Source organism: Haemophilus parainfluenzae (assembly GCF_003253005.1).
GTDB lineage: Bacteria > Pseudomonadota > Gammaproteobacteria > Enterobacterales > Pasteurellaceae > Haemophilus_D > Haemophilus_D parainfluenzae_M.
The window spans coordinates 103,243-115,064 of the sequence record NZ_QEPZ01000002.1 but is presented as its reverse complement, the minus strand read 5'-3'; the positions used below and the strand labels follow the sequence as shown (position 1 = coordinate 115,064).

Annotated in this window: 11 protein-coding genes; 3 read left to right on the top strand and 8 right to left on the bottom strand. The window is 39.3% G+C overall.

Annotation, left to right across the window (positions count from 1 at the left end; genetic code table 11):
* Positions 1-12: 12 nt before the first annotated feature.
* The 8 genes from apt to seqA all read right to left on the bottom strand — a co-directional run bounded on the left by apt (position 13) and on the right by seqA (position 9,797).
* Complete coding sequence (gene apt / locus DPV97_RS03055; protein ID WP_005698770.1) at positions 13-555, bottom strand: adenine phosphoribosyltransferase; 543 nt, start codon at positions 553-555, stop codon at positions 13-15.
* A 113-nt stretch (positions 556-668) separates the two neighbouring features.
* Entirely contained in the window at positions 669-1,628 is a 960-nt protein-coding gene (lpxM, locus tag DPV97_RS03050; protein WP_070713681.1) for a lauroyl-Kdo(2)-lipid IV(A) myristoyltransferase, read from the bottom strand.
* A 9-nt stretch (positions 1,629-1,637) separates the two neighbouring features.
* A complete protein-coding gene (locus tag DPV97_RS03045) occupies positions 1,638-2,405 on the bottom strand; it encodes a TSUP family transporter (protein ID WP_070713679.1) in 768 nt (255 codons plus the stop codon).
* 10 nt (positions 2,406-2,415) lie between these two features.
* Positions 2,416-3,288, bottom strand: coding sequence for a penicillin-insensitive murein endopeptidase (gene mepA, locus DPV97_RS03040; RefSeq protein WP_070713676.1), 873 nt, complete (start codon positions 3,286-3,288; stop codon positions 2,416-2,418).
* A gap of 63 nt (positions 3,289-3,351) precedes the next feature.
* Complete coding sequence (aroC, locus tag DPV97_RS03035) at positions 3,352-4,425, bottom strand: chorismate synthase (protein ID WP_070713672.1); 1,074 nt, start codon at positions 4,423-4,425, stop codon at positions 3,352-3,354.
* A gap of 15 nt (positions 4,426-4,440) precedes the next feature.
* On the bottom strand, positions 4,441-7,785 hold the full coding sequence (gene mscK, locus DPV97_RS03030) for a mechanosensitive channel MscK (protein WP_070713670.1): 3,345 nt from the start codon (positions 7,783-7,785) through the stop codon (positions 4,441-4,443).
* Positions 7,786-7,801: 16 nt separating this feature from the next.
* Positions 7,802-9,151 (bottom strand): o-succinylbenzoate--CoA ligase, encoded by a 1,350-nt coding sequence (gene menE, locus DPV97_RS03025; protein ID WP_070713668.1) that lies wholly within the window; start codon positions 9,149-9,151, stop codon positions 7,802-7,804.
* Between the two features lie 4 nt (positions 9,152-9,155).
* The gene (seqA, locus tag DPV97_RS03020; protein WP_070713666.1) at positions 9,156-9,797 is read right to left on the bottom strand and encodes a replication initiation negative regulator SeqA; all 642 of its coding nucleotides are present in this window, start codon (positions 9,795-9,797) and stop codon (positions 9,156-9,158) included.
* A gap of 70 nt (positions 9,798-9,867) precedes the next feature.
* On the opposite strand from seqA, the gene DPV97_RS03015 reads away from it, so the two are divergent.
* The 3 genes from DPV97_RS03015 (at position 9,868) to fur (ending at position 11,770) form a co-directional block, all read left to right on the top strand.
* Positions 9,868-10,653 (top strand): alpha/beta fold hydrolase, encoded by a 786-nt coding sequence (locus DPV97_RS03015; protein ID WP_070713663.1) that lies wholly within the window; start codon positions 9,868-9,870, stop codon positions 10,651-10,653.
* A gap of 124 nt (positions 10,654-10,777) precedes the next feature.
* Entirely contained in the window at positions 10,778-11,302 is a 525-nt protein-coding gene (gene fldA / locus DPV97_RS03010) for a flavodoxin FldA (protein WP_070713661.1), read from the top strand.
* A gap of 33 nt (positions 11,303-11,335) precedes the next feature.
* Positions 11,336-11,770 (top strand): ferric iron uptake transcriptional regulator, encoded by a 435-nt coding sequence (fur, locus tag DPV97_RS03005; RefSeq protein ID WP_049366031.1) that lies wholly within the window; start codon positions 11,336-11,338, stop codon positions 11,768-11,770.
* The last annotated feature ends 52 nt before the right edge of the window (positions 11,771-11,822 follow it).

The window sequence follows — 11,822 nt, the reverse complement described above, 5'->3', positions numbered from 1 at the left end:
TCTCTTTAAAAATTAATGGCCTTCAAAATTCACTAAAGTGTAGCAATCAATGCCTAAATCACGTAAGCGTTTTTCGCCCCCTAATTCTGGCAAATTAATCACAAAGGCAGCATGCTTCACTTCACCGCCTAAACGTTGAACTAATTTCACGGTGGCTTCAACTGTACCACCTGTCGCTAACAAGTCATCAATGATTAACACATTATCGCCTTGTGAAATGGCATCCGTGTGCAATTCAAGGGTGTCTTGACCGTATTCTAATTGATAAGACTGTGCAATCACTTCACGCGGTAATTTGCCTGGCTTACGAACGGGGATAAATGGCAAGCCTAATGCTAATGCAACTGGCGCACCAAAAATAAATCCACGAGACTCGGTACCAATCACTTTTGTGAGACCTTGATCTTTATACTTTTCAACGATCAAATCGATTGTGGCTTTGAAAGCTGCGGGCACTTCAAGCAAGCTCGTGATATCACGGAAAATGATGCCTTCTTTTGGATGATTTGGGATAGATTTGATAGAAGATTTGATTAATTCAAGTTGTTTGTTCATAAATAATTGCTCAAAAAAGAGTAAGAAAAAATCCTGTTTTTAGGCTCGCATTCTAGCATATAAAAATGCAAAAGTGCGGTGAATTTTGACCGCACTTTTGTAAATAAAATGAATTAATCTGGGTAAATATCTTCCCCGTCTTTTCGAGTACGAAGAAGCTGTAAAATCCAGACATATTGTTCGGGTGTTGGTGTAACGAAATATTCAATTTCCTCGTTCATCGCACGGGCTGATTGCTCAGGCTCGTCGCTTAATTGCATCGGTGGGCGAATTTCCATTTCATACTTGCCATTCTTAGCGTTATAACGTGGGAACATCGGAATAACCACTGCTTTCGCTAATTTCGCCATTTTGTTTAACCCAGGAAGTGTGGCTTTATAAGTGGCAAAGAAATCCACAAAGACACTTTGCTCGGCTCCAAAATCTTCATCAGGAAGATAATACCCCATTTGGCCTTGTTTGATGTGTGCTAAAAATGGCTTAATCCCATTTTGGCGAGCATGCATTTTCCCGCCAAAACGCTGACGCGCTAAAGTCCATAACCAATCCACCAACGGATTTCGGTGCGGGTTATACATTGACGTCATCGGCATGCCATGTGTATGTAAAATAATGCCAGATGCATCAATCGCCCAACCATGCGGCACCATCAAAATGATGTTATGCCCTTCGGCTTTCGCTTGCTTGATATGCTCAAGACCAATGAATTCGCTACGTTTTTGTAAATGTTTTTTTGAACGAATAGCAATTTCACCGATACCGAGCATTACTTGTGCAACCGTCACAAACATGTCTTCAATTACTTTGTTACGTTGCTCATCCGTCCAATCAGGGAAACAGAGTTTCAAATTAATCTCGGCTCGAGTACGTGGTTTACCAATTTTTTTCATCAGCGCACGAGCCAGTTTCTCGGCCATTTTATCGCGTAAACGAAATGGTACAAAAGCGAGTAACAAAAGCACAAAAATACCAAGCCAAATGCCCCAATTTTTAGGATGCAAATATGACCATGAAAAATGTGGTTCATAACCTGTTCGCGCTGTAATACGTAATTTTTTCTGAGACTCTGTCATAATCAACCGTTAAAAATGAAACCAACCTTGATCATACGCCATTTTTATCGTCATGATAAATGACATAATCACCACCATCGGTCTGATCAGTTGTTTGCCTTTTGCCATCACCATTTGGGCACCTAAATTTGCACCTATCAGACTTCCTGCCATCATCACTAAACCGACAGTCCAAATGACATGACCACCAATAAAGAAGAAAATTAATGAAGCAAAATTTGAGGTTAAATTCATCACTTTCGCATGGGCAGTCGCTTTGGTGAGATTAAATCCAAGTAACGTCACACAGGCAAGGTTCATTAAGGAACCTGTTCCCGGCCCGAAAAAGCCATCATAAAAACCCAGTAATGATCCAAAACATAACGCAAAAACGGCGTAAGAAATACGTTGTTTACGATCACTTTCGCCCAATTTAGGCGTAAATAAAAAGTATAAGCCAATGGCTAAAATGAGAAATGGAAGCCCTTTTTTAATTAATGACGCATCTAAACTTTGAATAAGCAAGGTACCAATCACCGAGCCGATAAAAATCACCAGTAAGATGAAAGAAAACTCCGATAAATTGAGCGCTCTTTTACGCAAAAAGTAAATACTTGCCGACAACGCACCGCCGAATGCTTGTAATTTATTGGTGCCTAATGCCATCGCAGGCGGCATACCTGTCATTAATAAGGCTGGGATTGTAATTAAGCCTCCACCACCCGCTATCGCATCAATAAATGCAGCAATAAAGGCAGCAGCAAAAAGCATGGCTAATATATCAATCCCCAACTCCATTGTTTAACTCCTACTCTAACCATTCGCTACTATTTGGCGAACTCAACACCTGTTGGCATAAAAACGGCTCTGGAGGTGTCACTTTTGGTTTAGAAGAGCCTGAACCTGGTTTTGCAGGTTCAAACCAAGAATAAAGTTCATCGCCACAACCATCGCCTGCTGGTACCGGCGCTTGATCTTCACAATAAGCGGCATCTTTCGGACAAGCAATGCGCACGTGGAAATGTGAATCATGACCAAACCACGGACGAATTTTATGTAACCAAGCACGATCATCACCCGCAATTTGACAAAGTTTTAATTTAATCGCTGGGTTTACAAAAATACGGGTCACTTTGGGATCTTGCGCGGCCAGTTTGATTAACGTTGCATGATTGCTATTCCACACATTTTCATCAACTCGTTGTGCTTGGCGATTCACCACAAGCAAGCCTTTTCCGTCAGAATTTAACGCTTCGCTGTCTGTCATGGTCCCCATACGCAACCAAATATCCGCGTCCAATCCCATTTGATGGCTTGCATGCCCCGTTAAAAAGCGACCACCACCTGGCATAGCAATATCCCCAACTAACATCGTTGGTAATCCTGCTGACTTCGCTTTTTGTCCAAGACGCTGTAAATAGGCAATCATATCTGGATGACCATAATAGCGGTTTTTATTCATACGAATGACTTGATAGCCCTCCCCTTTATAAGGCAATGGCTCTGCCCCGATAATACAACCATTCGAATAGCTGCCGATTGGATTTGCTTTACCATCTGTTGCAGGAATTGGACGCTTAATTCGTTGCCAGTCTTGTGGTGAGGCTGTTGTTTGTAACGAGAAAAAAACACTCCCTAAAACAACCGCACTTGAAAGTAATTTTGCTAAAGATCTACTCATAAAATTTCCTAAAACGAATCTTCTTATCTTTAATGAAAGAAAAATAAGCTTAATTTAAAAGAGTTATTTGCATTGCGCTTTAAAACGTAATAAATGATCGAGTAACACAATTGCGACCATGGCTTCTGCAATAGGGACTGCACGGATTCCTACACAAGGATCATGACGGCCTTTTGTCACCACTTCGACAGGATCGCCCTCTAAATTAATAGAACGCCCTGGAATGGTAATACTAGATGTTGGTTTTAGAGCAATCGTTGCAATAATTGGCTGACCTGAGCTAATACCCCCTAAAATACCGCCAGCATGGTTGCTTTCAAAACCATTTGGAGTCATTTCATCACGATGTTCACTTCCACGCTGTTCAACCACCGCAAAACCATCGCCAATTTCTACACCTTTAACGGCATTAATCCCCATTAACGCATGGGCTAAATCAGCATCAAGTCGATCAAAAACAGGCTCTCCTAAACCAACAGGAACATTCTCTGCAATCACGGTTAGTTTGGCACCAATCGAATCGCCTTCTTTTTTCAATTCACGGATTAATTCATCAAATTTTTCGACCGCACTTTCATCTGGACAGAAAAATGGATTGCTATTCACTTTATCCCAATCAATTTTATCGATAGTCTGTGGTGCAATCTTCACTTCGCCAATTTGACTCAAAAAGCCACGTACTTCAATGCCAAACTGTTCACGTAAATATTTCTTCGCAATCGCTCCCGCAGCAACACGCATAGCGGTTTCACGTGCAGAAGATCGTCCACCTCCGCGATAATCACGAATACCGTATTTTTGTTGATAGGTAAAATCCGCATGCCCTGGACGAAAACGATCTTTAATATCACCATAATCTTGTGAACGTTGATCACCATTTTTAATGATCATTCCAATACTGGTACCGGTTGTTTTACCTTCAAACACCCCAGATAAAATCTGTACTTCATCGTCTTCACGACGTGGTGTGGTGTAACGCGATGTACCTGGTTTACGACGATCTAAATCAAGTTGAATATCCGCTTCCGATAATTCAAGATTCGGCGGTACGCCATCTACAATACAGCCTAATGCAATACCATGTGACTCCCCAAAGGTCGTCACACGAAAAAGTTGTCCGATAGTATTCCCTGCCATATTCTCTCTCTTTAATTAATGATTTTGGGCTAATTTTGCCACATCAATAAATGGAATTTCTTCGCCGGTATCTTTATTCTTAATAAAAATATCTAATTGATTGAATGCAATATCAATATTATTTTCTGCAAATAACTCATTCACGCGGCGATTGAGTGCATCAAGCGTATCATTTCGCTCAGACACTTGCCCAACATAAACACGTAGTTCGTGATCTAACGTGCTTGCACCAAAGGTTAAAAATAGCGCTCTTGGTTCTGGCTCTTTTAAGATGTTTGGTTGCTCATTTGCAGCTTGCAATAATAAACGTTTCACCAGCTCTAAATCTGATCCATAAGCCACTCCAACAGACACGACTAAACGAGTAACGGTATTAGATAATGCCCAGTTAGTCACTTGTCCGGTTACAAAAGATTTATTTGGCACAATTACTTCTTTTCGATCAGGATCAATCATGGTAATCGCACGAATACGGATTTTTGCCACCGTACCTGTTACATCGTTGATGGTCACGGTATCGCCCACACGAATTGGACGTTCAAATAATAAAATGATACCGGAAACAAAGTTCGCAAAAATTTCCTGCATACCAAAACCGAGACCAACGGAAAGGGCGGCAAATAACCATTGTAATTTAGACCATGACATCCCAAGCGTCGAAAATGCCCATGCGCCACCCACTGCAACCAAGATATAGGTTAATAATGTTGTAATGGTATAAGGCGTACCTTGTGAAAGTTTCACTCGGGAGAAGAGCAATATTTCTAAAATACCTTGAATGTTACGCACTAAAATATAGGTAATCACAACAATGATTAAAGCAACAATCAAGTTAAAGAGTGAAATCGTTTCGGTCACCACGCCCGCTTCAGTCGTTGAAGTTTGTTGCCACAAGGTAATATCACGCAAATAACTTACAACCGTAACTAAATCTGACCATACATAATAGAAGATGGCAAAGAGTGCGGTCCAAATAAAGAGATCGGCAAAGCGTAGTAACTGGCTACGTACTTCATTTAAGGCTAATCCCTCTTCTTGTTCGGTAATCACTACCACATCATCAGAGGCTGAAGCATCACTTGAATCTTGTTGTTTTTGCTGACGTTTTTCTTGTAAACGACGATAAGCTAAACGTCTTGATGCAACAGTCACACCGCGATAAATCGTATGACGCACCAACGACCACACAACCCATGCAATATAGGTATTAATAATATGTGTAATCAAATTTAAGGCAGTGTAGTAATACCCTAAAGCAATTAACGCAATTAAAACAACAGGTACCAATTGCAATAAGATTCGTACAATTTTGAAAATGGTTCTATCACGCTTATCTGTTGTCGTTGAACTCAATGATTTTTCAGTACGAATAAAACGTGGCGCAATAATCACAATACAGAAAAGCAAGGCAACAATCGTATTAATTTCGCCGAGGACGTCATTAGCTAAGCCTGTATCTATAACATTACTGAAAATCGACGTATTCAGTAATAACACAACGGAAACAATGATACGTTTTGTGACGTCTTGTAAGTTAGTTGCACTCTCTTTAGCAAAACCAAAATGGCGCACTAAAATGCCATTCGGACGAAGAATAGCTAAGACAAAGCTAAAGAACCACCAATAGCCTGCCATGCGAAGTGACCATTCCCAAAAGTCTTGTGGGTTTTTCACCAAGAAAAAGCCCAACAATTGACAAGCGGATAAAAACCAAAGGGTACCTGATAAAGAGAAAAGTGCGGTATAAAATAACGCAAGAGGCGTATGCCATTGGCTATCCGAACGAAGCGTATTAATTTCGCCATTAATCACGCTCAAACGTTGTTTAATCGATTCTTTAAATTTGAAAATCAACCCACCAATCACAAACAAAATAAAGACATAAGTGAATAAATACGGCAAATTATCAAAATTTGTCGGGAAGCCAATTTTCTTTCCAATGCCATCAAATTGTGCCTTGAGTGACATTGGCAGTTTTTTGATCCAATCTAAATTAATTGGATTGTTACTTTTTACCCAGAAACTTTGTTGATCGAGTTTAGACTGAATTTGATCACTGATTTGAGTAATCTGTTGTTGAGTCAGCTCTAAGGAAATCGCCAAATTCAATTGGTTATTCAACGATTTAATTAAATCAGAACCCACTTTACGACGTTCAGTGAGCAAATTGGTTAATTGTGTTTTTTCTGCTGGCGTAAAGGATTTGTTTTCATCCAGCTCTATTTTACTGATGTAAGCATCAATATCATAAAGCTCATTACGTTTTTGTGTAATATCGAAGATCTGTACACGTAAATCCGCAATTTGTTTCGAAAGACCTTGAATATTTAAATTAGTCGGTAATTTTTGTTTTTGTTGCTGAATAATGCGTGAAAGCACCAATGTACCTTGTAATGCGCTGATTTGCTCATCAATGGTACGTTGTGTCTGCGTTAAGTTATCCAACACATTTCGCATGCGTAGTTCATCTTGCGTTAATGTATTGGTTTTCTCTGTTTGCTCAAGTAAATATTGGCTAAGCTGCGAATTTAAATCCAACTCTTTCTGAATCAATGGATTTTGCTCAACACTTTGGCTTTGTTGTTGTACTTGCTCAACTTGGTTTTGTGTTTTAGCCAAATTCTTTTGATTAATCACGTCTTGAATAGCCGCAATTTGTTGCTGCAATGCTTGAACACGCGTATTCAATAGTTCATATCGGCTTTGATAAAGCACCGTCAACTGATCACTATTTTTTAATAGCACTTGATTATAGATATTTTTTAGCTCGATCAGTTGCAATTCCAGCTGGATTTGCTGTTTTAATAATGAACTCGTTGTTGGATCAGCCAATTTCTGATTCAATTCTTGCGTACGTTTAACATTATCTGTCAAGGCTGTTTGAGCACGTTCAGACACTGAACTCTGTCCTGCAAGTTGTGTATTCACCGCACTTAATGCAGATTGGGCATCTTGTTGTTGATTGGTTAGTTTTTCAACCTGAGTCTGCAAATTCGCTAAACTTTGCGAAGCATAATCGGTGTTATTTGTCGTGCTTAGCTGTTTTTTAAGATTTTGAAGATCGGCATTATTCTTCTGAATTTCAGAATCTGCATCAATAAGCGTATCTTGCAAATCGTTATTATTTTTTTGCTGGGTTTGAATTTGTTGCAAGAAATCAAGCGAAGCCTGGATTGTCGCGACATTATTTGTTTTTTCATCACCATCCGGTAATTTTTGTGCATCAGCTAATTCACTTTTTAGTGTTTTTTCCGTCGGTAAATCCGCATTATTATTCTCTGCCCAAACAGGATGAGAAAGCGCCAGCGTAAAAACAAATGAAAGACCAAGTACGGTCAAAACACGAGAGATATTTTTCATTAAACTAACTTTCCTATTATTGCGACAGCCAATCGGCGAGCGCTTTACGAGAAATCTTTATTGCCCCTTGGATTAAATCCTGTGGGAGTTCATAGTAGGCAACGGGTTGCTTAAATCGTTCCAATCGCCCTTGTAAAAAAACGTTGAGAGATTCGACCGCACTTTCATTAAATAAGGTATGAAATTCAACAATCGCGACAGGGCGGTGGCCAAATTCCTCATCACGTTTAGGTAAAACAAAGACTTGTTTCACCAAATCTGACTGTGCAATCACTTTTTCAATTTCTTCTGGTTGAATATTTTCACCACCGGAAATAAACATATTATCCAATCGGCCTTGAATGACTAATTCGTCATCAAGCCATTGACCTTTATCTTTGGTTTGGAACCAACCTTCAGCATTAGTAAGCGGATCAACACACCCATTGCGCCAATATCCCATGGCAAGTCCGGCACCTTTTAGCCAAACTTCTTCATTCACTAACTTGAACGCTCGGCCAAGCAAAGGTTGACCTACACCAATTTTTCCATCCGATTGCTTAGCGAATACGGTAGAAGCCATTTCTGTCATACCATAGCCTGAATAGCTTCGAATACCTAATTCATTTAACGCCAGGGTTAATTTTACGGGGATTTGTGTCCCGCCTAATAATACCGCTTGTGTTTGAATAGGTTGAGGATGCTCCGTCAAATAATCAAACCAACGTTGTAATTGCGTTGGCACAAGAGAAACATGAGAAACCTCACCAATAGATTGATAAAAATCCTCTTTCGGTAAAACTAAGGTGGCCCCTGCATAAAGCCAGCGCCACACAATACCTTGTCCGGAGACATGATAAAGCGGTAAAGAAAGTAGCCATGATTGATCTTTGCCAAAATTCATTAAGGCACAAACGCCTTCCGCATTTGACAAATGAGCAGAAACATTATGCACCACAGCTTTAGGTAAACCAGTCGAACCTGATGTGAGCGTCATCGTTGCCGCTTTTGTAAAATCCACTTTATGTTCGGGTAATGGTTCAGCAGCTAAATAATGAATATCTTCGGTTTGATAACAAAAATCCACACCATACACTTGGCATAACTCTTCTCTTTTTTCTTGAGGAAATGCAGGATTGATACCTAAAATTTTTGCGCCTAGCTGAATAACAGCTAAATAAAGAAATAAGATCTGTTCTGAATTTTTCCCACAAAAAGCAACCGCACTTTGCGCTGTCACACCTTGTTGTAAAAGGAAGGCTTCTACCTGATTAATTTTTTCAGCAAGTTCTGCCCAAGTAAAAGGATCGCCCTGCGAATTTCGCAACGCGACCTGATTTGCATACGCTGAATTTTGGGCAAATACTTGCCAAGGGAATTTTTGCATTGACTTAGTTGCTAACGAAATAAGGGCGAACTTCGTCGATTAAATATTCTGGCAAATGCATAGACTGCATCGCCCCTTCTAACATCAACATTTTACGGCCACTATTGGTATTAGTAATCACCCAATATGGTGTATCTGGAATTTGTTTTGGTTTCGTGTGATTACCCGCCACAAGCAACGTCCCTTCATCACGAGCAAAATAAACACGAGTACGACCTTGTAGGCTTTCGGTTGCCTGTGCGAAACTTTCTGGATTGGTGCGATAAAGCGTACGCAATATACTTAAAAAACGCACGACTGCTTTTGGCTCTTCTTTGAACTCAGCAGAATTCAATAATGCACGAACTTTATCAACAATATGATTGATTGCTTCGTCCGATTGTTTTTTCACTACTTTTGGCGGTTCAATAGATTCAACTTTTGGTTGAGATACTTCGGTTGTTTTTTCAGCTAAAACAGGCTCAGAATGCACCGCACTTTTTGGCGTTTCAGCTGATGTGACTGATTCAAAGAAATCAACCGAGCTTGTTGCGTGAGTGGGTAAATTCAACAAACGGCGAAGAATATCAGACGCACTTTCTCCAATAGATTGAGTTTGTGCTGCAATGTATTGATATAACTCTTCATCGACTTCAATTATCTTCATTTTTTTCTCTCCGTTTGCTAAAATTTTCGTCCATTATAACGATTTCTAACCAAATTCTCACGCAAAATATATGTCATCTTCCCAATTATTAAACCATCAATTTCACCAAGCAAAACAATCAATTAATTCACCAACCTTAGTTTTCATTCATGGCTTATTTGGGGATATGAATAATCTTGGTGTAATCGCCCGTGCATTTAGCGATAACTATAATATTTTACGCGTAGATTTACGCAATCATGGACATAGTTTTCATTCAGAAACAATGAATTACGATGTCATGGCTGATGATGTATGGCAACTTATCGATCACCTTCAATTAGATAAAGTGATCTTAATTGGTCATTCAATGGGCGGAAAAACAGCAATGAAAATGACCGCACTTCAACCGCAGCGTGTGAAAAAATTGATTGTCATTGATATTGCTCCAGTGGCTAATAGCAGTGCAGGACACGATGATGTATTCCGTGGTTTATTTGCCGTGAAAAAAGCGCAGCCACAAACTCGTCAACAAGCTAAGCCTATTTTAGAAAGTGAAATTGCCGATCCTAGCGTGGTGCAGTTTATGTTGAAATCTTTTGAGCCGACTTCAAGCGAATATTTTCGTTTCAATTTGACCGCACTTTTCGAGCATTATGCGGAACTGATGGATTGGCAGGAAGTTTACGCTAATACGCCTACTCTCTTTATTAAAGGTGGGCTTTCATCTTATATTAAACCTGAATATACAGAAACCATTCTGAAACAATTCCCGAATGCGAGCTCATTCACTATCAATGGTTGTGGGCACTGGGTTCATGCGGAAAAACCAGATTTTGTTATACGTGCAATTGATAGGTTTCTAAATAAGAATTAATCGTTTTAAATGAGAATTATTCTATTCAAATGAGAATTCATTTGTGGTATAGTTCGTACAAATTGTAGGGTTTTAGTCTCTCATCTTTATTTATTAACTAATTATATTTCAAAAGGAAAGAACGATGGCAGTTGTCGGTTTATTTTATGGTAGTGACACGGGTAATACAGAAAACATTGCAAAAATGATTCAAAAACAATTAGGCAATGAATTAGTTGATATTCGTGACATAGCAAAAAGCACGAAAGAAGATATCGAAGGTTATGATTTTTTACTTTTCGGTATTCCGACTTGGTACTACGGTGAAGCACAAGCAGATTGGGATGATTTCTTCCCAACCCTAGAAGAAATTGATTTTACTGACAAATTAGTGGGTATTTTTGGCTGTGGTGATCAGGAAGACTACGCTGATTATTTCTGCGATGCGATCGGTACGGTTCGTGATATCGTTGAACCACACGGTGCAATTATTGTAGGAAACTGGCCAACAGATGGTTACACCTTTGAAGCATCAAAAGCATTATTAGACGACGGAAACTTTATCGGTTTGTGTATCGATGAAGATCGTCAACCCGAACTCACAGCAGAACGCGTAGAGAAATGGACAAAACAAATCTATGATGAAATGTGTTTAGCAGAATTAGCTTAACTATCTCTAATTTAGCAAATTTAAGGGAACATTATGTCTGAAGAAAACATCAAATTACTCAAAAAGGCAGGATTAAAAATTACTGAACCTCGGCTCACTATCCTTGCATTAATGCAAGAGCATAAACATGAGCATTTCTCAGCTGAAGAAGTATATAAAATCTTGTTAGAGCAAGGCAGTGATATTGGCCTTGCAACCGTATATCGTGTGCTTAACCAATTTGATGAAGCGCATATCTTAATTCGTCATAATTTTGAAGGTAACAAGTCTGTTTTTGAACTTGCTCCAACAGAACACCACGATCACATTATCTGTGAAGATTGCGGTAAAGTATTTGAGTTTACTGATAATATTATCGAACAACGTCAAAAAGAAATCAGTGAACAACATGGCATCAAATTAAAAGCACACAGTTTATATCTCTACGGCAAATGTAGCGATATCAACAAATGTGAAGAGAAAAAATAATTCTTGCTAAAGACAAAAACCTTAGGCTAAAACCTAAGGTTTTTTATTCTCT